The following is a 24,353-nucleotide window of genomic DNA, read 5'->3' as shown; positions in this document are numbered from 1 at the left end:
TTACAGTCTCTTGTCAAAGGCCTGACCACTGAATCCACAACCTAACTTTAGAAACCGCCGGATGCCGAACGGCACGTCCGGTGGTGTGGGAGGGAGCGAGGTGCAAACCCGCTCTCTACCCGATTCTTCAGAATAATCAAGCGATCACCGCCTCACTTTGTCTCCTTGAGTCTCAGCAGATCGCATTCGCATTGGTGGGTGTTTTGGTGGGCAAGTACAATGACCTTAATGTTTTTGGTGGGTACTCGCTATGCCAAAGATCGTCAAGCAACTTTCCGATCTCCAAGTTCGCTCTCTGAAGAATGATGGAGTGTTCGCCATAGGTGGTGTTATTGGGTTGTGCGTACGCGTGCAATCACAACAAAAAACATTCATCCTTCGGTATTCATGCAATGGACGTCGACGCGAAATTTCCATTGGTCACTATCCTGTAACTAGTCTTGCTGATGCACGAGATAAAGCCGCTGACTATCGGCGCCTTATCACGAATAACATTGATCCGATTGACTGGAAACGTGAACAGAAGGAGTTGGCAGAGGAGGAACGATCTAAAAAATTTCTGGCTGAACTGACATTCAGACAACTTGCCGAGTGGTTTGTTGATGCGCAGTCCACAGATTGGAAGGAAAAAGATAAAGACCTACTGCTTGGGCGTCTTGGGAAGCACATTCTCCCAATAATTGGTACCAAGGAAGTAAACGCATTAACCACAAACGATATTGCTGAGGTGCTAATTCCGCTTTGGCAAGAACACCATGCGCTGACCTCTAAACTACGTCAAATCATCCGGCAAGTAATTAACTGGGGAAAAGCAAAAGGCTTTGTTACTGTAGAAAATCCTGTTGATACTCAAGTTCTTAAACATCTATTGCCAAAATACAAGAAGATGAAGGACTCACATCACGGCATGCTTCCCGTGCGTGACGTTCCACGGTTTATGGCAGATCTTCATAAACGACCCAGCATATCTGCACGGTGCTTGGAATTCTCAATCCTGACTGCTGTTCGCTCAGGTAATGCCAGATTTGCCAAATGGGAAGAAATTGACTTCAAGCGCAAAGTTTGGATTATCCCTAGTGAAAAAATGAAAGTAGCGTTGAATGGTGACCATGAAGTACCTCTTAGCAAACAAGCTATCAATTTGCTGAAATCGTTGCAAACTCAATCCTTACCTACTAAATATGTGTTTGCCTCTCCCATTGGCCTTGCACCTCTTTCGGATATGTCTCTACGCAGTGTCACTCTTAAGATGCACACTGAGTCACTTCTGAGCGGAGGAAAGGGATATTTCGATCCTAACCAAGTTACCCGTACGGGGAGACCTGCTATTGCAACGCCACATGGCATCGCACGTGCGTCTTTCCGTACGTGGGCGCAAGATGATGAGCTGGGAAATCATCGTCTTTTTTCCGACAAAATCGCGGAGTTATGCTTGCATCATAAGATTAGCGACGCGTACAACGGTGCTTACGAACGCAATCAAGCAATGAAGAGCCGTGCAGAGATGATGGAAGCGTGGGGAATGTATTGTGCTTCTGAATGGGAGGAATAAATGAAGATAATAAACCTTTCTCAAAAAGAGCGGGCAAGACTAATTGTAGAAAAAGAATGGACTATCGAAAATGCAGCATATTATTTTTGCAATGTCAAAAATAAAATCTTATACGGCATTCATGATAGTACCGAGCCTTCTACGCAATATGTTGAAATACAACCCACAATTGAGGGACTGATTAATGAAATGATTAAATTCTTTCAAACAAAATCACTTGAAAATGCCACCCCCTTGCAAAAGGTGTATATACAATGTCGCAGATTAATTCTTCAACAATATCAACTTGGTAAAATGATCTACACTAAAGATCCACCAATAAAACAAATTATAGAAGAATTTGAGCCGATCATAATCACAAGGTATTCATCAATTGATGTATTTCAGATTATTGTTTGGGGCATCAATCATTACAGCAAAAATCAGGAAAAATTACCAGCAATCATTAATGAATACAGTCTTCAAAAATTAATATATTTAAGTGATAATTATGAAAAATTAGAAACTGAAAATAAAAAATATAGGAACGATCTAGCCAAAATTAAAAGCAAGTTAGAAGATTCTAAACAAAATCAACCTTTCTCTGACAAGGTTTACGAACAATGCAAATTTTTAAGTGTGAGAGGGGTGCGACTTGATCTTTGGATTTGCCTTTTTTACAAGAGTTATAAATTATTTTGGAAGGAAGCATTAACCCCATTACCACTTCCACCTGTAAAAAGTGTTGAAGAACAGGAAGCAAGGGATAAAGAAGAAGAGAATAAAATCAAAACTATTAGAAGTTGGTTTGATAGTAAAGGTTGTTTTAAAGAATTGAATATTGGGCACATCCCTCAAGATATAAAAGGTATGCTTAGCCCTAAAAATAAGGGAGGAAGAACTGTAGGATCTAAGAATTTAAAAGGTAGAAAGAAATAGTTTGGTGTGATATTGTATTTAAAACATCGGGAATAAAAACTTTTATAACTTGCGATGCTTTCATCAATATTAAATGCGGTGATGAAATATTTTACGATATTTCAAGCAATAGTGACATTCTATTAGGTAGTAGCATCTATATTCATTTTTTGAACGTTCTCAAATAGCTATCCAAGTCACTCCAGATTTGAGATTTGAGAGCTTGTTTCAAGTATTCGAGCCCAAAAAAGGTATGTATAGGTTTTTTTGTTAGGGTTTTTCCTAGACAAGATGCTCGCTCCTCTTATCACGGGCACCATACCTCTATCAATCAAGTAAAAGCGCTCATCAAGTCACGAATAACATCAGTGACTCTTTTTTTTCAGCCGATCTCCACTACAAACTTGTCTCGTGAATAACGAACAAGTGCAGGAGATGCGATGCAGAGATCCGTACTTAGAGCTAACGAACTCGCAACAAGTTTGTCGATCAGCAGATCAACACTGTGGCGGTGGTGCAAGAACAAAAGCCACTTTCCTCAACCTCGAAAGATTTCGCAGGGTGTGACGGTGTGGTTTGCAGATGAAGTTCAAGAGTGGTTGAACTGTCAAAAGCGAAAGGAGGAGACGGCTATAGCAAAGAGATGAAGGGAGCAAACCCAAAAAAACAAAGCGAGTCACTCCTTCAAATGTTTGACTCGTTCGTTAACTTTATATTGCTGCCCTTCATCCAGGACTGTATCACGGTCACGGATAGGGGTGGCAAAGGAGTGATGACATGAAGTCATTATTCATCACTGCCGAAGAGGCATGTCTTGCTGTCGGGATTGATTTCGACGGTATATACCCGGCACCGGGGAAAAATCATCGTTTGGATATAACGGGGGATCCTCGTGGTAAAGGCGACGCCAACATCTACACTTTCCCTGATGGAAGTGGTGGTTGCGTTACGAATTTCAAAACAAGATCGCAGGGAATTTGGCGTGATGCCCATATTCCTACCGATCAAATCACGATGAACAGCAAGGTTTGTGTCCCAGAGCACGATCCGAGATTAAAAAAGTTGTGGGAAAAAGCTCAACCTGTGAAATCGCACCCTTACTGTGAACGCAAATGCATCAAACCGACAAAAAGGATCCGGCAAGTCTCTTGTGAAGAAATTCAAGTAATTTTTCGTTGGGCACCGTGGGATTTAACAGAACCGTTGCTCTGCATACCCCTTGTGATCGGAAAACACATGGTTTCGATGCAATTTATCGATGCCAATGGAAACAAAAGGTTCATTAAAGGACATAAGACTACTGGCGCCTATTGGTACGCAAGAACGATTCGTAGTGATAAGCCGTTAGGTATTGCTGAAGGTGTCGCTACAGCAATCAGCGTAGAAACTGTGAATCATTTCCCTGTCGTAGCGGCCATGAGTTGCGGAAACTTGCTTTCTGTTGCAAAACGAATGCGTGATCGATTCCCCACACGTCTTATTTATGTGCTTGCAGATGTTGGTAACGGTGAACAAGAAGCAAACGAAGCTGCTTATAAAATAGGAGCGCAGATTGCTGTGCCGTCATTTACAGATGAAATGAAAAAATCATTTAAAGATGGAACTACATCTGATTTCAATGATTATTATAGAATTATAGGGGTATTAAAATGAGTAAACCTCCATTCGTATTGATCAAAGATATTGCCCAATCCCCTATCAAGCCTGACAAGATCTGCTCACAGGATAAGCAAAGCAAACAACTGAAATTCATTCCTCCTCCGCTTTGTGAAGAGGATGTTTCATTTAAAGAAACGCTCAATAATTGTATTGATCTGTTGAAAAAGTTCGTATGGATGAGTGAATCGGAAGCTATTGTTATTAGTCTGTGGGTAGCCTCAACATGGTTTGTAGATTCTCTTGATCTTGTTCCATATCTGTTAATCACCTCAAAAACTAAAGCTTGTGGGAAAACGAAATTACTGGAATTCTTAGAACGACTTGTACGATTTCCAATTAAAGCTGGAGATTGTACCTCGGCTTCAGTGTTCCGATTGATGGATCAAGGCTCGCCTACTTTACTTATGGATGAAGTCGATCAATATTTGAAAGATCGAGATGGATTTTCTTCAATTTTGAACAATGGCAATACTCGAAGTGGTAAAGTTTTTCGTTCAGCCAGTAATATTAACGGCGGCTTCAGTGATAACGTTAAAACTTATAATTGTTTCGGATTTAAAGCTATTGCTGGAATTAAATCTGAACAGCTCTACGATACATTAACTAGTCGCAGCATTGTTATCTATCTTATGCGCAAACCAGAAAATCTCGCAAATAAGAAACGAATCAAGTTCAAACAACACGAAGAAGAGTTTAAGTCGATTAGACAACGATTCTATACACTCAGTATTAGATTCGGTGAGGAAGTGCGGAAATTAACGGATTCAGGAGAAATAGAATTTCCTAACGAATTTAATGATCGACAGATTGACTGCTACGAACCGATATGGGCAATGCTTGAATGTATGGCAGATGGAAATACACAGAGAATATGCAAAAATGCATGTCAAATGTGCTTAACTTCCACCTTATCTCCAGAATTGAGACTATTACACATTGTTTATGAAATAGCAAAAAAGAACAAACAAGACTGGATTACTACGTCAAAACTTATTAAGGAGCTTAACAATATGCCTGATTATATTGAATTAAGTTGCACAAAACTGTCTCGTAATTTAGCAACTTTCGATATAAAACCCAAACAGCTATCGCAGGAAAATAACAAAAGGGGATATTTAACTGTCCAATTAAAACGAGCATGCTCAGGATATAGATAATATATAAGGCGCCCTATAAATTACTTGGGCGCTATATATTTAGCAAAATTAATCATAACTTCCTCCTCATTTAAGGAATCGGAAAATTTAATTTTGAAACTCATAATGTAGTATCGATGATGGAATTTACCCAAATCAGTATAAACAACCATCATGAAAACCTCTAACGGCTCTAACGGGTTTAACGGGTTTAACGGGTCTTTGAAGACACTCCTCACCTTATCATTTATAGATGTTATTTATTATAAATAACATCTATAAATTAACGATGGTAATAAACGCATGTCGTATTGAGTGCTAGACCCGTTAGACCTGTTAGATCTGTTAGTAGATTAACTTCAACCGATTTTCTATCAAAATGGTAAACTCTTATTTTTTACCGATTCAGAAGAATCACGATTTTATTAAAGCTAAGGTCTACAATCTAAAAAAAGATAGGGATTTTGAGTTACTCTCAACCGATGTAGCTTCCCCAATATTTGATAAGTGCTATGCATCAGAAGATCGTGAAATGATTATTTATGTCGCAAATCCAAGAAAAAAATTGCTCGATACCTTCTCTGATTTCATACAGGTTGAGGTATATGACGAAGATGATATAAAAACCACCTTGAAAGCATTAAATAGATTGTTCCCTAAAGTTTCTATCTTTGTAGCTACAACAAGAAAAATACATATTCGATTAAAGAATTTATTTAAAGATATAGTTATCCTTGATGAGACAGATTGTTTTATTTAATGTAGGGGGGGGGGGTAGAAATCCCCCCCCCCCCCCCCCCCCCCCCATCGCAAGCGGGTAATCCCCTAATAAACTACTAACTGATTGACTTTCAGAAATAAAATCTCAATCAATGCGATCTGTATATGTTTGCAATAAACAACATATCGAATGTTTACATAAAGTGGTAGTGCATGAGTAAACATTGACCTTGCCTGCTTGTCTGACTCAAAAGTCTGTTCTTCCATGTCAGATTCTGTTTGACAATCCAACTCGGGGAATTGGAGTTTTCGTACGGGGACAAGAATGAGAGCACGATTGCGGGCGGTTCATTCTTCTTCACTGGCGTTGAACCCAACGCCGCAAACAGCGGGAAGACTTTGTCGATCGGCAGCAAAACTGCCCCGGCTGCTGCGGCTTTCGCCGACATTGCCAATGCCGGCAAGGTTATGGTGACCCCCGGCAGTACGCTGGGGTTGGGGAACGGCGCAGGCCTCTTCTCTCAAACCAAAGGGGCGGCTGCTTTGACGAGCAATACACCTGTGGTCTATGCGAGCGGCAATGTGAATCTCACTGGTTCGACCATCCTTGCCGGTGCGGGGACTGCTTCAGCTGGGCTGGTTGTTCATAACGGAACACTGGTGGTGGACGCCGCAGGGAAGACCAATATTACGAATGGGACCGTGACGCTGGAAGGGGATTCGATTCTTTACTTCCATAACGTCGGCGTCAATTTGGCTGACGGCGAAACCACGCAGACGGGCAGCCTGACGCTTGCGGATGCGCCCAGCACCGTGAAAGTCGACAACATTCTGTGGAAGTATGTCTATGGAACGGATACCTACACGCTTGCGCAGAAGTCTGCCGAAGAAGTTGCGCAGACAACCGGCATCAAGACTGCCGGCGTGATTGACTTCTACAACCGACTGCCGAGTGTGTCGCCCTTAAAGGACCGTATCAAGGATGAATTCTTCCTCGGCGAAGCCAATTTGAAAGGCGGGATGAATCTTGCCGCTGCTGCGGGCGTTCAGGCAGCCGCTCTGCAGGGGCTGGGTTTAGCAACGGATACTGCACAGAAACGTGCATCACTTTCGCAGACCTTTGTCGACGGGGTTACGAGTTTCGCCGAAGTTTCCGGCACGCGTCTGGATTTGGGCGGCAATTCATCCATGAATGAGATCAATGCTGAACTCGGCGGCGTGATCGTCGGCGGTGAGTGGACGAGAAGCGACATGACGTTCGGCGGGCTGGCCAATCTGGGTTCCGGCAGCGTACGCGGTCAGTCGGCCAATGCCGGCGTCAAGAATGATGTCGACTACTACGGCGCATCGCTCTATGCGGGCAAACGCTTCGGGCAGTTCAACCTTGTCGGGCAGGCCGGTTATCTGCGTACCAGCAACGATCTGACAGATTCCTCTGTCGGCTATGCTAAGGCCGACAGTGTGAAGACCAATGTCTGGACTATTGGGGTTCGCGGTGAGGCTGCGGTTCAGCTTTATGAGAATTCAAAACTCATTCCGTATGTCGGGCTCAACTATGTGCGTCTGAACACGGATGACTACACCGTAAGCAACGGCACTCATGTTTCGAGCACTCATCAGAGTCTCTGGACGGTCCCGGTCGGGCTGATGTTCACGGGCAAGACGGCAGCTGCCTCCGGGTGGACTCTGCAGCCGCTCTTGGATGTCGCCTATGTTCGATCCTTCGGCGACAAGGATGTCGAAGCAACGACGACTTGGGGTTCTACTGTCGGATCCGTCAATATGGTTGTTTGGGCAGAAAATGTTCTGCGCTCGCGCGCAGGCATTGAAGCCCAGAAGGGCGCGCTCAGTCTGGGCATTCAAGGCGGAGCCGCCTGCGGCAGCGACAATATGAGCAGCTTCTTCGCTCAGGTTTCGGCTCGCTACAGCTTCTAAAGAGAACGGCAGGAACCTTCTTAAGGAGGAAGGTTCTTATTCCAAACTCCCGAACGACTTGATCCTATTCCATAGGGCATGAGTCTTCGGGAGTTTTGTTTTTTCCCCGAGAGAGCCATTAGAGCTTGATGCGGGGAGCTGAGATTGCCGCATACAAACGTCTTTTTTGCCCGTAGGGGCAGGGTTGTATGCAATGAAGTCGGTTCGCTCGGATGTGCGATCTCAGAAGCAATGCCTCAAAGGTGGTGGATGCCTAGGTCGTTTGACCATCTTGCAGTATCTGGAGCAGAGCGTATGATGATTTAAGAAAACGTATGAATATCTGCTCTCGAGCAGTATTCAAAGCATTTATCTCCTCTCAGAAGGCATCGAGCAATGAAGCTTCAACTTCAATTCAGCACAATTGCCGCAGCTGCGGTTCTTTCGCTTTCAAGCGCTGTCGCTTGGGCACATTTCGGGATTGTGATTCCAGAGCATTCCGCCGTTTTGGAACAGAAGGATGCAAATGTGCATTTCACTATCGCCTTTGCTCATCCGATGGAGCGCAACGGGATGACAATGGCTAAGCCCGATGCTTTCTATGTCGTTCAGGACGGACGAAAGACGGATCTTTCGGGTTCACTCAAGGCTGACAAGCTTTTTGAAAAGGCTTCTTGGCAGGCAGACTACCGTTTCGCGCGTCCCGGGGTTTATCAATTTGTGGTTGACCCCAAGCCTTACTGGGAACCTGCGGAAGACAAGTTCATCGTGCATTACACGAAAGTGATTGTTCCTGCCTACGGCGATGAGGATGGCTGGGATAAGCCTGCAGGCGTTAAAACTGAAATTGTTCCGCTCACACGGCCTTTTGCCAACTATGCCGGCAATACTTTCCGCGGTCAGCTTCTGGTTGACGGCAAGCCCGCGGCAGGGGCAGACGTCGAGGTGGAGTACTTTAATCGCGACGGCAAATACGAGGCTCCCAATGACTACTTTGTCACTCAGGTCGTGAAAACCGATGTTCAAGGGATCTTCGCTTTCACTGCGCCGTGGGCCGGCTGGTGGGGCTTTGCTGCGCTCACGGACGCTGACTATAAGCTCAAAGAAGCCGGCGCTGAGAAGGATGTCGAGCTCGGGGCCGTGCTTTGGACGGAATTCACCGCACCGCTGGTGAAGTGAGCCATCATGCATATCGCCGAAGGTGTTCTTTCCGCGCCAGTGCTCATTGCCGGCGCGGCTGCGGCTGCGGCAGGCATCGCCGTCGGATTAAAGCGCCTTGATGAGTCCCGCCTCATAACTGCGGGGCTCGTTGGCGCCGCTTTTTTCATCGCTTCCCTGATTCATGTGCCGATAGGCGTGTCAAGCGCTCATCTGCTGCTTTGCGGACTTGTCGGCGTGATGCTGGGAGTCTCTGCCTACCCTGTGATTTTTACAGCGCTTTTGCTGCAGGGAGTGCTCTTTGAATTTGGCGGGCTCACCGTGCTCGGCGTCAACACAACTACGATGGGAACCGGCGCATTGGCTGCAGGCATGCTTTTCCATGCGTTGGTTCACCCTGGCGTATCGCGCCGGCGATTGATGATTGCTGGCGCTTTAGCGGGCGCAGCAGGCGTTTTAATTGCGGCACTGATGACCGCCTGCGCATTGGCATTCTCGAGCGAAGGTTTCGTTGCTTCGGCGGCTGCGCTCCTTGCGGCACACGTCCCCATTATGGCGGCGGAAGCCGTGATTACCGCTCTTGTGGTCGATATGATCGCTCGAACTTATCCTGAACTGCTTCATCTTGGTGAAGAGAGGCCCTTGTGAACACATCAAAAATCGCAGCCGGAGCGCTTGCGCTTTTGCTTTGTGCGGGTGCGAACGCACACCGCGTGAATATTTTTGCTTGGATTGAAGGTGATCAAGTTGTCACTGAATCCAAGTTTTCCAGCGGCAGCCGGGTGCAAAAGGGAGCCGTTACGGTGAAAAATGCCGCCGATGGTTCTGTTTTGGCGGCCGGCGTCACGGACGATGCCGGGGTCTGGCGGTTCGATGTCACTGACGCGATGCGTCATGCGCCCAAAGGCCTAGAGTTGGAGATCAACGCAGGAGAGGGCCATCAGAATCAATGGTCGATTCCCGCTGATGAGCTTGCTGCGGCCGACGGAGCCGGCGCATCCAAGCTCCCGGCAGCTGCTCCCGTCAGCACGCAAATGACTCAGCCAGCTGCACCGCCGAAAAAAGACAGTGCTGCGGCGGCTATGAGTGAGGCCGAGCTTGAGGCGGTCTTCAGCCGCGTTCTCGATAAGAAGCTTGCACCGGTTTATCGAGAGTTAGCGCTGAGTCACGATAAAACGCCCGGGATCCCGGAAATTGTGGGCGGAATGGGCTGGCTGATTGGCTTGGGCGGCATTGCCGCATGGGCTCGCCGTCGGCGGTCATAAGCATGCGTCTCACTTTGTCTCCGGCATTGCGGCTAGCCGTTCCGAGCATCCTTGGGACGGCAAGTGCTTTCCTGACCACGTTGTCGGCGGCGGAAGCGGCACTCTTGGGAGCCGTTGTGATCCGTCTCGCCGCATGGTTTAGCGGCGAACCGCTTCGTCTTCGGCGGCTCGCCGCCGTGAACGGTTTTCTGATTCTGATCTGGTGCTTCACGCCCTGGAGCACGCCTGGAGTGACGGTTGCTTCAGCGGGTGTCTTTGATATTACGAAGGAGGGGCTCCTGCTATCGCTTCTCGTCACGATGAAGTGCAATGCAGTTTTTCTGCTCTTCGATGCGTTTGTTCCAGGTATGCGGCTCACGGAAGTGGCTTCCGGTCTGCGGGCTGCTCGTCTGCCGATGAAGCTGGTGACGCTTTTGCTTTTCATGACGCGTGAGACGGAACTGCTCAGCCGTTCGTACCGTTCACTTTCGGAATCTGTTCAGCTCCGAGGTTTTCGGGCTTCTATGAATAAGCATTCTTACCAAACGCTTGCAGCCTTTATCTCGACACTCTTTATCCGGGCATATGCAAGAAGCCGTGTGCTCAATGAGGCGCTGATTCTTCGGGGATTCTCTGGGCACTGGCCAGTCCCTGCAAGCGGATTGAAGAATGCCGGTGAAGCGGGACTTCTTGTTCTGACGATTGGCCTTGCTTTGCTGCTTCTCGTCTGGGATTTCGTTTCATGATGCAGACTGCGCTTCTTGAGGTGAAGAACCTTTCCTTTTCACGCTCAGACCGCGTGATTTTTCGCGATGCGGCATTCTCACTAGCTCCAAAGGAATCGCTCGGCCTCTGTGGTCCGATCGGCTGCGGGAAGACCACGCTGCTGAGAATCCTCACGGGACTCGAGCGCCCGCAGGCGATGAATCTTTCGCTGGAAGGCGTGCCGGTAACTGCACAGAAAGACTTTCAAAGACTCAGAAGAAAAGTGGGCTACGTGCTGCAGAATCCGGACGATCAGCTCTTTTTCCCGGAGGTAATTGAAGACGTCATGTTCGGGCCGCTGAATCTCGGTCTCTCATACGCTCAAGCGCGCACTCGTGCATTGGATGTGCTGTCGATGCTTGGAATAGCAAATCTTGCCGAGAGCATCTCTTTCCGGCTCTCCGGCGGGCAGAAGCGGTTGGTCTCCATCGCCTGCATCCTTGCGATGGAACCCGAAGTGATTCTTTTGGATGAGCCGACTACGGCGCTCGACCCCGCATCGGTCGATCGTCTCACCAAGACAATCGAGTCTTTGCAGATCGCCAAGCTGATCGTCAGTCATGATTACGCATTTCTCAAACGTGTCTGCGGCCGAATGGTGACGATTCGCGACGCTCAAATCTTGGCATTGGAATAAAACAGAGGGGATGGCGCTCACCGGGCAGAGACGGTCGAGTGCAGAAAATGAGCTTTCGCTGCAGCGCTGGAAATGCTCTGCGTTCCCACAAAAAGCCAATGGTGGTTGGCAGGCGCATTCAGCCGGTACCGGCAATCTGAGGAGATGCTGGATTCAGCCTTCAGTTCAATGCGGCAGTGATCTGGGCTTTCCGGCTGAGGAAGGCCTTTATTCTCAATGCCGGCCTGACAATCGTCGTGGAGCGTTTGGCTGCTCCCAACAGGACTCGCGTCATTTGGTCAGTCAGAGTGAAGCTTTTCGGCTTTGCAAGCAGGCGGGAATGTCAGCGTACTGAGGCAACGGTGTGAATGACGCTTTTCTGAGGATGTCTTGAATGATTCATGGAGAATAAATAATAAATTCATAAAATTGTAAATGTTGATGTCTGTTGATTCCCATGTGAGTCAGCCGTCCGAGCAGTCTGCAGGCTGTTTGCTGGTCAAAATATTTTGCCGGAGACTAGATAATGATTTTTATAGTGAAATTGATCAGTCACCGCTGTGTATTTATCAATTGAAACGTATACAATAATGGATGAAAACGGATTTTCAGCAACGTATACTAAATAATTTAATTAAATGAAATTTTATTCAGTCAATGAATAAGTAATTTTACCAAGATTACAACTGACAGTTTTAGACTGTGATGAAAACAACTGATGCCGTTTTGTTTAATCCTAGTCGCAGTCTCAGATGGATGAAATAGGAAAGGCAGAGTAATCAGATGTATACGAAAAATTTGGAAGAATGAAAGGTCCTTCCGGGAATGTGTTTCAAAGATGAATTGAGAATGCACTATTCATATAATGCGAACAATTCTCAATATCAATTGATTTATTGATAGTAAACATCTGATTCGCTTAACTCGACAATGCCTATAACTTTTATTTCTTCTGCCGCCCATACGAAAAGATTAACGGCCCAATGGAGTTTCAAACATTCCGCCGTCATGGCAGCCCTGCTGATGGCGTGCTGCAGCGCTCAGGCACAGAATGCGCGTATGGATGAAGATCCAGCATCTGATGACGCTATTGAATTAAAGACGACTTATGTGCGGCCGGAATATGTAGAAATCGAACGACTGCGTGAAACAAAGGAAATTATCGTCATTCCAAAGGAAGATATTGTTGAGCGCGGCAACAGAACAATTTCCGATGTGCTTGAAGGCGTGCCCGGTGTTTCCGTTAATACGAGCGGGTGGGGCAGCATCGATTTGCGCGGTCAAGGCAATGATACGGCTAACCGAAATCTTCAGGTGATGCTCGATGGTGCGCCCATTACGACCTTGCTGAATCATCCTCACTCTACGAACTATGACGTCGTTCCCGTAGAGGAACTCGAACGCATTGAAATTATTCCGGGCGGCGGCAGCGTCCTTTATGGTTCGGGCACAGCGGGCGGCGTGATTAACATCACAACGAATCTTCGTTCGATGAAGGATCCGAAAACGTCAGCCTTCGGCGAATGGAATTCAGACGGATATCGTATCGGCGCGAGCGTGGGGGCTCGGCTCAATGAAAAATTCTCTTTCTTAGGCACCGCTTCAAAAATTGATCGGGATCTCTACTTCAAGAATACGTATCGCAATTCGAATTATTACTCTGCCGGTATTCGATGGGATTTAACCGAAAAGCAAAGTCTCACGCTTCGCGCCAGCCGACTTGAAGAGGATTCTCAGTTCATCAAAACGGCTTCTGCCAGAAACATTCAAAAATACGGGAAAGACTACGTCCCTCCATGGACTACGCAAACCGTTGGCGTGGACGAAAATGGTCAGCTTATTAAACGCCGAGTTAGGGGTTATCTGAACGGAGATCGCGCGATCAACAGCTATAACCTCAGCTATGCCAACGATCTCACGGATAGACTGCATTTGACGGCGGATAGTTTTTACAGCGATGGGTATTTCTCCAACAATCAGTTCGGGGATCAGATCATCGATCAGGAAAGCAAGGGCCTCAAACTGAAATTGGATATAGATTATCTTGAAGGCAGCGATCTGCTGCTTGGGTTTGACTACACCAAGCAAAGTGCTGACTTTAACTACATCGGTTCATGGAAGAAAGACAGCAGCGGCAAGTATTATGGTGAGCCCTACAGCTTCCTTTACGACAAAACAGTCATCGCGCTATACGGTTTGAATACTTTGAAGTGGGGCGACTTCAGCTTTACCCAGGGGCTGCGCCGTGAGCTCACTAAATGGGGATATGACAAAACGGGCAACAGGATTGCCGGCGCAGATACCTCAGATCGCTGGAATACGGCGTTGGAATTGTCGGCGGCTTGGCGGTACCGCGATACCGGCAGAATTTACGCTCGGTATGAGCGCGGCTATACCGTCCCTGACGGTCTGATGATTGCAGATCAAGCGGTTGTCAACGGGGACAGGGTTTATAAAATCACCAATGCCGAAGATGAAAAGTACGATATGTACGAGATTGGTCTTCGCGACAAGGTCGCCTTCTCAACCGTCAGCGTTTCACTCTGGATGTCGAACACCAACAACCAGCTGTACCGTATGTATGTCAGGGGACTCAGTGATGCTCGGACGCTGAATTTGCTTCAGACGCGCCGTTGGGGGGCTGACGTCAGCCTTCAGCAGACGATCGGCAGGCTGACGCTTACGGAATCGTATTCATGGCTTAAAGGAAGGTCTGACTATACATCTGCCGGCAGTCGATTCATGGATGAGGTCGGCAAGGACAAAATCGATTTCACGCGGAGCGGTCTGCAGAAAGTGCCGCAGCACTCTCTGTCGGTGCTTGCAAAGTACGACTTCACAGACAACTTCTCCGGTGACGTTCGCTATACCTACTATGGGAAATACAACAATTTCCTCTCAGATGCTGAAAAGGAAACGGACGGTATTGTCAAGTCCGGACAGATCGTCGATACAAGCCTGCATTTCAAACCTTGGGAGCATTTGGAAATTTATGCCGGCGTAACGAATCTCTTCAACGAGAAGTACTACGACTACGTATCAATCGGGAGCTGGTCGCTGATACCAGGACGTGAGCGGACTTATTTCGTTGGCCTGCGCGGCACGTATTGATCTCATTCAGTGCGAAGGAGGTGCAATAGCACCTCCTTTCGACGTCAGATCTTTTTTTGGGAACGCTGTCTCATGTCTCAGTTTATTCAAACCTTCCTGACAGGAGGGTTCATGATGTGGCCGCTGTTGGCGGCCTCCATCGTTACGATCGCCATCGCCGTCGAACGTACAGTTTTCTACCGACGCTCCGCATCCGATATGCAGGTGCTTCAAGGTGAATTTCTGTCAGCAGTACGGGCTAAAAATTTTGATGCTGCAGCCGCACTTTGCAAAAAAGCGGGAGGCACCGTCGGTGCAGTTCTTGAAAAAGCCATTGCAGAGCGCAATGCCGTGATCAATGCTGAGCAGTATCTTTCCGGAGCTGCGGCTTACAGCGCAGCGCGGCTCAAGGATCATCTCAACTATGTGAGTGCGATCGTAACTTTGGCTCCTTTGATGGGGCTTTTAGGAACCGTGACCGGCATGATCCGATCATTTGATATTTTGTCGATCTCTGAAGGACAGCCGTTTGCTATTACCGGCGGTGTTGCGGAAGCTTTGGTCGCAACGGGGTTCGGGCTGCTCGTCGCCATTATTGCAATGCTGGTTTATGTCTGGCTTTCTCAGCGGGCCAACCGAATTATTGAAGACCTTGAAGCTGCGGCAAGTGCTTATCTCGCCTGTCTTTCGGAGAAGTAAGGCATGCGCATCAACAGTCTCAAGGAGGACAGGAAACCTCTGCTGATGATCATTCCGATGATCGACATCATCTTTTTCCTGCTGGTGTTCTTCATGATGTCGATGCTGACCATGGTGACGCAGAAAACCATTGCCCTTAATCTCCCTAAGGCGACCATCGCAAAAGTGGACACCACCAAAACAGTCCCCGTGTCAATCACAGAGGACGGGCGTCTTTTCCTTGAGCAGAATTTAGTTTCAGAGGAGGAGTTAGCTCGACGGCTTGTGTCTTTAAAGACTGAGAATGAGAAGCTCACTGTGGTGCTGCGCGGCGATGAAAAAACCGATTTCGGCACGGTGGTTGGCGTTATGGATGTCATCCGCCGCACAGGCATTGAACGAGTCTCCATAGCAACCGAGGGAAGACGCTGATGAGTCCGAAGCCACTTTCCTGGCAGTCGGCATTGAGCGCTTCTGTCGTTATTCATGCTTTATTGGTCGGAGGTATCGGTCTTATCTTTTTCCAATCCGCGCCTGTCGGCGGATCCGGCATGCTTACCGTTGATCTTGGCGGCCCTGCAGGGAATGCCGGCGGTTTGGGAGATATGCATCAAGACGGCCGACTTGGCAACGGCGGGGCAGGCGGGGACGGCGCAAAATCCCATTCCAAGGACAGGCGTCTGGAACCGACTGATGAGCCCGAAAAGCCATTGGCCCCGAAAACAGAAGGAGAGACACTGGACGAGCCTCCGAAAGCCGCTGCCGCTGAGACTTCATTGGATTCGAAGCCCACTCCCAAAGCGCCTGAGCTGACATCGACACAGCCAACAGCAGATTCGGGGGATGAGCAGGTGAAGTCTGCGCAGGCAAAGCCTATTCTAAAAAGGCAGAATCCTCAGCCCCAAGTTTCCAAAAACATAAAGCCGGTCAGCAAACCCAAAAGAGAAAACTCGGAAGGCAAAGCTTATAAAGGCGAAACCCAAAAGCCCGCACCGCTTAAAGAAAAAGCTTCCGCTTCCGAAACGGATGGCAAAGACGGCAAGACTAAGCATGTCAGCGCAGGCTCCGGCGGTGCAGTTGGAGCGAGCGGAACGGCTGACGGCAAAGCTCAGACCGAAGGATCCGGAGTGGGGGATGGGCAAGGAACGGCTTTCGGCAGCGGCAATTTCATTGCGAACGGTGACGGCTCCTATACGGCATTGGGTTCCGGCGGCATCTCGTACAAAATCCTTTCAGAGGCAGCGCCAAGGTATCCGCGGGCAGCTCGTTCCATTGGCTTCAACAAGGTCGTACGGGTGCGGGTGAAATTCTTGGTAGGACTCGACGGACAGGTTGAAACCACAGAGATAATCGCCCGAAATATCCCGGATCTAGGTTTCAAAGAGGCTGCTGTCGAGGCAGTAAAGAAAATGAAGTTTGCGCCTATTTATCATCAAGGGCGTAACATTAAGGTTTACTTTCAAAAAACTATTGTGTTTCAACCTTAAATTTTCGTCGTGCTGCTTCCTTATTTGAGAACAGCACGGCACTAATTTCACAGCATTTTCCGAGCGATAAATTTAAAAAAACAGGCTCCGGCAGATTCTGATGCCTGACTGCACCTTCAATGCTCTGAGGGGCAGATGGCTGTACTGCGTGCAAACATAACCAGCACCAAATTGCAGACGTATCGCGGATGCGGCACTTAACTGTGCTCTTCTAGTTTACACGTTTGGCTGCGGCAACTATTTTTAAAGATTGGAACCCAGCCCCTGTTAGGTATCTAAGGCAGTTGTATGCGCGTTCTTTGCCGCAGTAAGATGATTAAAGCGGTATACAAATGAGCCAAAGAACAAATAATATTTAAAATATAGGAACGCAAAATGGTTCTGTATGCGGCATCAACTATTGAGCGCCGCCTGTTTATATAGTGTAAGCATCACATGGTCGGATTGATGTTATTGAGCAGAAGCATGAATCTTTAGATTTTGACTTATCCATGGATATTAAATCATATTCGTTTAAGATCCAATTGATCGATCTGTCGCTGGTTAGAATTTTTATATTATGTGCTTTTGAAGGTGAAGATAGGTGATGAGAAGGTAATAGAATTAAGTCGAGATATAAAACATTTTATGCAATGTTTAAATTTGATTTTGGATTATCTTATGACAGTAAGTATTAAGAAGCAAATTCTAATTCTCATTTTGGCGGCTTTTTCCCTGAATGGAGCATGTGGGATGTTGGATCCTAAAGTTGATGCTGCTGTTAAGGGACTCAGCCCTTTGAATTGGCCTCTGACAGTTAATGATCTTGAGTTGTGGAATAAAGAAAATTTAGTTGTTGCCAAAAATGAAAAAGAGCTCCTTGCTCATTATATGAGATATTATCATGCTAAATCTTCTTCATTGAAAAATGAATTCTATGATGGATTTTTATCTCGCTTCTGGGGATATTTTGTTTCGTGTGTGGCATCTAATCCATTTCATAAACAAGAAATATCTGTATTTGATGTCGCCTATAATCATAGTTTTGATATGGAGTATTTTTATTTTTTGTACGGTCTTCCTGGCGGCAATGCTTGGTCCGTTGATTCTAAAAAAATCGATGAAATCAGAACTAATTTCTACACAATGATTAAAGCTTACCCTAAGCTGAAGGATTATATGACGCCGGAAATGTATAAATATCATCCTTTAATGTTTGCGAATAAAGTTTTCCCTCCCCGATTAGAGGTTTGTGTCAATCGATCTGGGAAAGTTTTCGCACAAATGCAAGAAGCTCAATCCTTTAATGAGGACCCGCTTAATAAAGCTAAAGGGCTGAAATATCAATTTCAATATGAAGGAACGCTCAATCGTAGACTTGCATATAAGTTATATGACACCCTTATTAGAAAGGATGAGGATGTTAGTCAATATGTATATGAATACAGCTTTAAGGGTGCGAAAAAATAATGTAGATTGATGGTAATTCTTGTGTGTGAGTGAATGACCTTGAGTTTTAGGTGTTCGCCTTTTTGTTATATGTGTTTTTGGTGTAATCAAGGCGTCGGATAAGTTTTAAATGTTTGAATCGATGATTGTAGTTGCGCCCCTTTTTTATTAAAGAAGATAAAATCTGGCTTTAATCAAAGCAAAAGTGTTCTGAATATTCGTAATTGATAGTAATGCGTATATAAGAGTTTTTCGTGCTATAGGAATGAATTTTCTATTGCTGGGGTATGTTGAAGACAACACCGTTGGAAACGGTCATTTCACAGGCTTTAATAAGCGGCAGCATTGTGCAGCGGCGTCTGCGACGGCTTGGAGCACAGCTTCGGCTGCCTGTCAGCTGAGATTGAATAAATCTTCGATATGGGAAAAGTTGAGTCGCTTCTAATGGTTGGTATTTTCGAAAAATAATGCCAGGTCGTGCATCTGACAATTCATCCAGAAATCCAAGAGATCAGAGAACGTTGAGGGCATTCATTGCAGCCCCATGGACTGCGAATGAGGAAGGTTAGAGGGGGGCAAAGCAATTTCGAGCAGTGAGGACCTCCTGATTTCTGCTGGAGGCCGCACAGGCTGATTCCCCACTTTGGCACATCTCAAGAATGTCTGCGGGAGGGGTGCATGTTTGTCACGCGATGGAGCCGGAGCCCTCTGGGCTCTGACCGCAGACGAGCTGCGTCAGAAAATGATTTATAGCGGGCGCGAAAGCCGCTCGGTCTTTCGCGAGCCCAAGGCGGAGCGGCAAAGCGGCGGTCTGACAGGATCAAAACGCCGTTACTTCAGTGGTCGGGCTGCTTAGTCGGCCAATACATCGCTCCATGCTTCAAGTATTTCATGGCGTCTCAAGTCGAGCGCATGACAGTAATACGGTGCGCCGTAAATGCGTCCATTCTTTACCGCATTGCATTCGGCGAATTGGGGGTGTTTCCGGATGAATTCAGTTATTTTTTGTCCGCAAGCGGCCGCATCGCCGGTATAGACGATGAGGTCCGGGTTCTTTTCGAAGAGTTCGGAGAGGTCATCGAGTTCCTGAATGCCAGGGATGCGTTCTTCGGCATTTGGCCGAACATTGATGTTCTCTATTGCAAAAGTGTTTGTGAGCAGTTGAGAGAGTGCACTGCGCTCAGAGATCCGGAAGACATAGCTTTCATGGCGAACGGGACTGCGGATCGCCAGAAAAATTGCGGCCTTTTGTCCCTTACGAATGGATTTGCGCACATCGTCGAGCGCTGCCAGTCGCTCCGTTCGTTCACGAATAATGCGTTCGGCTTGTTTTTCCTCGCCGAAAAGTTTGCTGGCGCGGCGCAGAACCGATTCTGTTGATCCCCGCACGTCAAGAATTTTGACCGATATGCCTTCTTTTTCGAGTACTTCTCGGCCCGCTGCAGGATTGAAGTCGGCGGATCCGTTTTCCTCAAGCACCACAAAATTGGCTTTCATGCGCCGCACCGCCGGCAGGAGCACCTGTGTTGGGTCATTCAAAAAGCACGAAACGCATTCAAGGTGCTTTTCCATCGGATGGAGAAGTTCCATGGATGGTACGTCGCCGCCAATCAAGCCGCGGCCATAGATGCGCAGTGCACCGAGATATTCAGCGGCGGCATCGCCGACGATGATGATGTTTTCACATCTGGGAAACGGAATGAACGGATTGCCCATGAGCTGGTCCTTGGAGGTTGATGATTTGGTCCGCAAGCGGCCAAAGCGATTGCTGATGTGTGACGAGAAGCATTGCGGTCTGAGGGAGTTTCGCCTTGAGCAAGGCGATCATCCAGTGTGCATTGGCCGGATCAAGGCCGCTCGTCATTTCGTCGAGAAGCAGGATGTCAGGTTTGACAATAAGAGCCCGCAGCAAAGAAAGCCGCTGCTGTTCACCGCCGGAAAGCAGTGCAGACCAGTCGCCCGAGTCGTAAAGCTTTTCTTTGAGATGGTCAAGGTGTGCGGCACTGAGCAGTTCCTGTGCTGCCTGCTCCGTGATCGTTTCAGGACTTTGCGGATAGGTGAGCGCAGCGATGAGCTCTCCTTTTGGCAAATAAGGCTGCTGCGGCATCCAGAAGATGGATCCGCGTTCAGAGAGTTTACCTTCGTAATTTCCGGCGAAGCCTGAAAGAACTTTGAGAAGCGTGGATTTTCCGATGCCAGACGGGCCGCAGACGATGGTGAAGCTGCCCGGGACGAGTTTGAGATGGACGGGCACGCGGCTGATGTTTTTTCCGTTTGGAACGATGAGATCAAGGGCCGCGGTGAGACCAGTGCATGAATTGTCCTGACATCGTTTCTCCAAAGCTTGGCGTTGATCGTCCGCTTCGGAGAGCCCTGCTTCAAGACGGCGAAGACGCTCATAAGCGGCCGCAAGGGCAGCCAGATCGTCGTAGGACATGATGATCCATGAGAGTGACCGTGCCACGTCATTGAAGGCGCCCCTGATCTGCATGAGTCCGCCCAATTGGATGATGCCGGCGAAAAAACTCGGCAGCGCGAAAAAAATGGGAGCGAGGTGTGTGAATTGTCCGACGCCGACCGTGAAGAGGTTGAGGTCTCGCTTTCGTTTTACCAACGCAATGAGGACAGAGAGAAGCTGCCGGAAGCGCTCGACCAGACCGGCTTCCTCCACAGCCTCAGCATGAGCCCCGGCGATGGCATCTGCATGACGGCGTTTTTCCATCAGGGCAGCACGCAGATTCGCCTCCATGTGCTGAGCATTGATGTTGAGGCCTTTAAGCTTGCGTCCGATGAGGTGTGTAATCCATGTGGCAACGATCGTATAGAGGATGCAGACCCAGAACATGTAGCCGGGGATCGTGATGCCGAACACTTCAGCAGAGCCTGAGAGCTGCCAAAGGATGACTGAAAAACTGCCGATCGTGAGCATGGCGTCGTAAAAGCTCACCAGAAGATCGACGGAAAGATTGACGAGCTGCCGAACATCCTCCGTCACGCGTTGGTCTGGGTTATCGGGTTCTCGGCCGCTCTCGCGCAGCAGATAGTGGGCGCTTTCCGGAGATAGCCAGCGTTTGAAGAAAATCTGCGTAAGGTCGCGGCGAAGCGCAAGCGCCAAGCGGTCCTTGACATAGCCAGCCCAGACGAGCAGTACGATGATGACGGCGGCAAGCCCTATGAAATAAAAAAGTTCTCGGAAGATCGCATCGCGATTGACCGCCTGAAGTGCGTTAAAGAACCGTCCGTTCCAATCGTTATAGAGAACAGCAAGCTTGATATTGAATGCGTATGCCGCAAGAACGATGGCAAAAAGTCCCCACAAGCGCCATTGACTGCGGGTAAAAAGATACTGCGTGATAAGACGGCATAAGCCGCTCGGACGCGGATTAAGGAACATGCTTGTGCTTGAATGGTGCTGTGCCGAAAGCGGTTCGGGGAGACCGCTTTCGGCAGACTTTTTCAGGTGAAATTAGAACTGGGCCGAGAGCCAGGCACGGAAACCTCGAGCATAACCCACGTTGTTCTCACGCATGCCGAACAGCGCAACGTACTTCTCATTTGTCAGGTTAGTGACGGCGAGACCTGCCTGAATGTTGAAGTAATTCGGAATCTTCGGCGTCCAGTTGATGCCTACGGAGTGCAGGGTGTAGTCATCCAAATGGGTTGCTGCATATCCTGGGAACGGAACGGTATCGCCGCCCTTGGCCCAATGGAGCCGGTACCAAGGCTCAAGTTGGGCAGCTGCAATTTTGTAGCTCAGCCGCAGATTGGCGCTCTGAGGCGTAACACCGCCCAGCCGTTCGCCGGTTTCCTTATCTTCAGAATGCAGATAACCGTATGAAGCGGAGGCTTTAAAACCGTTGAGTTCATAGGTGCCGGAAAGCTCAGCACCCTTGTTGACAACGTGGCCGTAGTTCACCGTTTGGTACTTGATCGGTCCGACCATGCCGCCTTGCCACCATTCGAGCATATTATCCTGAACCGAAATGAAGTCCTTGACGTCGTCATAGAAGACCGCAACTCGCCAGGAAAGATGATCGTTCTCAGTGAGAAGATCGCCGAACAGGCCGCTCATGCCGACTTCGTAGTTCGTGGATTTTTCAGGCTTCAGATTGGGATTATTGATGACCTCAACATTCTGACCGTAGTCTGTGCTGTAGAAGTACATCTCATCGAGCATCGGCGGACGGTAACCGGTGTGTACGGACCCCCAGACCAGCAAAGATTCATAGGGCGTCATCTTCAGCGTGATGCCCGGCGTTACTTTGGAGTCGGAAAGCGAAGGGAAACCGGTATTCGATTCGCGCTTGAAGTAGTTGAAGCGCACGACGGGGACCACGGAGAAAAGACCGTTGATCTTATATTCGTCCTCAATGAAGAAGCCGCCGTCAAAACCGTCAGCATCCGGACGGGTTGAATCTTTGTTCCATTCATTTGTCGTTTGATCTAAAACTAAGCCGCTTTGCGATGTCTTTGAAAAATCGAACCCATAGGTGACGGCATGCCGGCCGAGTCCGCTGAGGTAGGAGGTGTTCTGCACATTTCCGCTCACGGAGTCGAACTTATCTTTGGAATTGATGCCGCGCCAAGGATCAGGATTGACGTAGTGGAATTTGGAGTGGGCGTATTGAAGGGCTGCGGTGAGATTCCAGAGGTCGCCTCGTTCGAACTCCCATTTGCCGGTGACGCGTTGCTGTTCATAGCGATAGAACGTATCGCTTTCAGAATTTGCACGGTCAAAATTGTATGAGAGGCTCAGCACGTTGGCATCGTTAGGCATGAAGGAGGCTTTGCCGAATGCTGCTGTGCTGTAGGCATCGATATCGGCTTTGCTTCGTTTGCCGGTCAGTGAGTTGGTGGAAGCACCTGAGTCACGGCGTGAAACCCCAAAGACGACGTCCCACTGGTTGGATCGGCCGAATGCGTAAGCGCTCTTTTGCCATTCCAGATTGTCTGAGGTGTAGCCGGCCTTGACTTTGGCGCCAAAGTTTCGATCGGTTCCCTTCAGGAAATCATTGGCGTTCATTGTGGTGACGGCCAATGTGCCGCCAATACCGCCGTTGCCGTATAGCGCGCTGCCGCCGCCGTGCTTGACTTCAACTTGTTTAAGAATTTCCGGATCAATGAAAATGCCGCTTGGACGGTTGCCGGCCATTGTTTGGTCGTCCTGACGCATTCCGTCAATCAAATACGTAATTTGAGAGGAGTTCGATCCTCGGATTGAAATTTGCGACGATATGTAGGCAAAGTCAAGAACGTCAACGTTAGGAATATCTAAAAGCAGTTCGCCCAAAGTAACAGGCTGATCTTCCTGAATATCCTGCTCTGTGAGCACGCTGAGTGAGCTTGCGGCCTGAGAGAGGGGCTGAGTGGTTCGGGTAGCCGTTACGACAATGGGCTGTGTATCAATGTAAGTCGCTTTGGGAGTCGAATCTTCAGCTGCGGCAGCACTATTCATTCCTGCAAATAGAAAAGATATCGTCAGTACGAGAGGACGAAATGAAAAATGGGGGGGGGGGTAAATATTAGAAGGGCTCATGCCAATCTCCGTTGACAAAGCGGTCTGCGTTTGTAGACTGCAGACGACCTTAATGATGAGAATGATTCGCATTCTAAGGTGAGGTTGGCGAAGCTAACAGATTATTTTTATTGAGAAATTTTGATTACGGCGCTAAGTAATTGGTTAACAAAGGACAATGACGAATTTGAAATGACAGAAGTAATTCTCTGAAATTGTTGTTTGGCGTTCACTGTAAAGGTTTACGAAAAGAGGGGTTTTTATTTCCAAACAGTGACTCCATTGGATGTTTTATAAATTATTAGGCCATTGCATATATCAATAACGACTAAAAATGTGATAGGTAAACTATTTTTTAAGATGTAATTATATGGTTTTCAGATTGAATTTTGGGATGGCTACGAAATTAATACTTGTTGAGAACAAGAAAACATTCAGAAGTTGACAGATTTGAATGCCTAGGTGACTCACCTAAGATACGGGCCTCCAGCTCA

General features: G+C 47.8%; 20 protein-coding genes. 17 read left to right on the top strand and 3 right to left on the bottom strand.

The features are described from left to right. The first annotated feature begins 250 nt into the window (after positions 1-250). The 17 genes from DES29_RS08630 to DES29_RS08550 all read left to right on the top strand — a co-directional run bounded on the left by DES29_RS08630 (position 251) and on the right by DES29_RS08550 (position 18,365). Entirely contained in the window at positions 251-1,552 is a 1,302-nt protein-coding gene (locus DES29_RS08630) for a tyrosine-type recombinase/integrase (protein ID WP_021995376.1), read from the top strand. After that, positions 1,553-2,470 (top strand): hypothetical protein, encoded by a 918-nt coding sequence (locus DES29_RS08625; protein ID WP_113854764.1) that lies wholly within the window; start codon positions 1,553-1,555, stop codon positions 2,468-2,470. Between the two features lie 419 nt (positions 2,471-2,889). Continuing rightward, positions 2,890-3,096: a helix-turn-helix transcriptional regulator gene (locus DES29_RS12750; protein WP_021995302.1), complete on the top strand. Its 207-nt coding sequence runs from the start codon at positions 2,890-2,892 to the stop codon at positions 3,094-3,096. 130 nt (positions 3,097-3,226) lie between these two features. Continuing rightward, a complete protein-coding gene (locus DES29_RS08615; RefSeq protein WP_021995303.1) occupies positions 3,227-4,102 on the top strand; it encodes a toprim domain-containing protein in 876 nt (291 codons plus the stop codon). Then, on the top strand, positions 4,099-5,265 hold the full coding sequence (locus DES29_RS08610; protein ID WP_021995304.1) for a DUF3631 domain-containing protein: 1,167 nt from the start codon (positions 4,099-4,101) through the stop codon (positions 5,263-5,265). Before DES29_RS08615 ends, DES29_RS08610 begins: the two co-directional genes overlap by 4 nt. Before the next feature lie 358 nt (positions 5,266-5,623). Beyond that, positions 5,624-6,004 (top strand): DEAD/DEAH box helicase family protein, encoded by a 381-nt coding sequence (locus tag DES29_RS08605; RefSeq protein ID WP_113854763.1) that lies wholly within the window; start codon positions 5,624-5,626, stop codon positions 6,002-6,004. Between the two features lie 239 nt (positions 6,005-6,243). After that, the gene (locus tag DES29_RS08600; RefSeq protein ID WP_236578927.1) at positions 6,244-7,899 is read left to right on the top strand and encodes an autotransporter outer membrane beta-barrel domain-containing protein; all 1,656 of its coding nucleotides are present in this window, start codon (positions 6,244-6,246) and stop codon (positions 7,897-7,899) included. A 375-nt stretch (positions 7,900-8,274) separates the two neighbouring features. After that, positions 8,275-9,057, top strand: a complete 783-nt coding sequence (locus tag DES29_RS08595; RefSeq protein ID WP_113854762.1) for a DUF4198 domain-containing protein — start codon at positions 8,275-8,277, stop codon at positions 9,055-9,057. Positions 9,058-9,063: 6 nt separating this feature from the next. Beyond that, positions 9,064-9,684, top strand: coding sequence for a cobalt transporter CbiM (gene cbiM / locus DES29_RS08590; RefSeq protein ID WP_113854761.1), 621 nt, complete (start codon positions 9,064-9,066; stop codon positions 9,682-9,684). After that, positions 9,681-10,301 (top strand): hypothetical protein, encoded by a 621-nt coding sequence (locus tag DES29_RS08585; protein ID WP_016474518.1) that lies wholly within the window; start codon positions 9,681-9,683, stop codon positions 10,299-10,301. The genes cbiM and DES29_RS08585 overlap by 4 nt, the downstream gene beginning before the upstream one ends. A 2-nt stretch (positions 10,302-10,303) precedes the next feature. Continuing rightward, positions 10,304-11,026 (top strand): energy-coupling factor transporter transmembrane component T family protein, encoded by a 723-nt coding sequence (locus DES29_RS08580; RefSeq protein WP_021995092.1) that lies wholly within the window; start codon positions 10,304-10,306, stop codon positions 11,024-11,026. Beyond that, the gene (locus DES29_RS08575) at positions 11,023-11,682 is read left to right on the top strand and encodes an energy-coupling factor ABC transporter ATP-binding protein (RefSeq protein WP_021995093.1); all 660 of its coding nucleotides are present in this window, start codon (positions 11,023-11,025) and stop codon (positions 11,680-11,682) included. Before DES29_RS08580 ends, DES29_RS08575 begins: the two co-directional genes overlap by 4 nt. Positions 11,683-12,669: 987 nt before the next feature. Beyond that, positions 12,670-14,772: a TonB-dependent receptor gene (locus tag DES29_RS08570; protein ID WP_236578928.1), complete on the top strand. Its 2,103-nt coding sequence runs from the start codon at positions 12,670-12,672 to the stop codon at positions 14,770-14,772. Positions 14,773-14,844: 72 nt separating this feature from the next. After that, a complete protein-coding gene (locus DES29_RS08565) occupies positions 14,845-15,450 on the top strand; it encodes a MotA/TolQ/ExbB proton channel family protein (RefSeq protein ID WP_046446767.1) in 606 nt (201 codons plus the stop codon). Between the two features lie 3 nt (positions 15,451-15,453). Beyond that, positions 15,454-15,861, top strand: coding sequence for an ExbD/TolR family protein (locus tag DES29_RS08560; RefSeq protein WP_021995095.1), 408 nt, complete (start codon positions 15,454-15,456; stop codon positions 15,859-15,861). Positions 15,862-16,205: 344 nt separating this feature from the next. Then, a complete protein-coding gene (locus DES29_RS08555) occupies positions 16,206-16,916 on the top strand; it encodes a TonB family protein (RefSeq protein WP_236578929.1) in 711 nt (236 codons plus the stop codon). A gap of 660 nt (positions 16,917-17,576) precedes the next feature. After that, the gene (locus tag DES29_RS08550) at positions 17,577-18,365 is read left to right on the top strand and encodes a hypothetical protein (protein ID WP_236578930.1); all 789 of its coding nucleotides are present in this window, start codon (positions 17,577-17,579) and stop codon (positions 18,363-18,365) included. Positions 18,366-19,196: 831 nt separating this feature from the next. Here the strand turns inward: DES29_RS08550 and DES29_RS08545 are convergent. From DES29_RS08545 to DES29_RS08535, 3 genes are all read right to left on the bottom strand, one after another. Further along, positions 19,197-20,060 (bottom strand): ABC transporter substrate-binding protein, encoded by an 864-nt coding sequence (locus DES29_RS08545; RefSeq protein ID WP_113854757.1) that lies wholly within the window; start codon positions 20,058-20,060, stop codon positions 19,197-19,199. After that, complete coding sequence (locus DES29_RS08540; protein WP_113854756.1) at positions 20,026-21,738, bottom strand: ABC transporter ATP-binding protein/permease; 1,713 nt, start codon at positions 21,736-21,738, stop codon at positions 20,026-20,028. Before DES29_RS08540 ends, DES29_RS08545 begins: the two co-directional genes overlap by 35 nt. Before the next feature lie 72 nt (positions 21,739-21,810). Continuing rightward, positions 21,811-23,799 carry a TonB-dependent receptor domain-containing protein gene (locus DES29_RS08535; RefSeq protein ID WP_113854755.1) on the bottom strand — a complete coding sequence of 663 codons (1,989 nt, stop codon included), beginning with the start codon at positions 23,797-23,799 and terminating at the stop codon, positions 21,811-21,813. Positions 23,800-24,353: the final 554 nt, after the last annotated feature.

Origin of the sequence: Sutterella wadsworthensis (assembly GCF_003315195.1) — a bacterium.
In the GTDB taxonomy this organism is placed as follows: Bacteria; Pseudomonadota; Gammaproteobacteria; order Burkholderiales; family Burkholderiaceae_F; genus Sutterella; species Sutterella wadsworthensis.
This window is presented reverse-complemented; position numbering and strand designations above follow the sequence as displayed.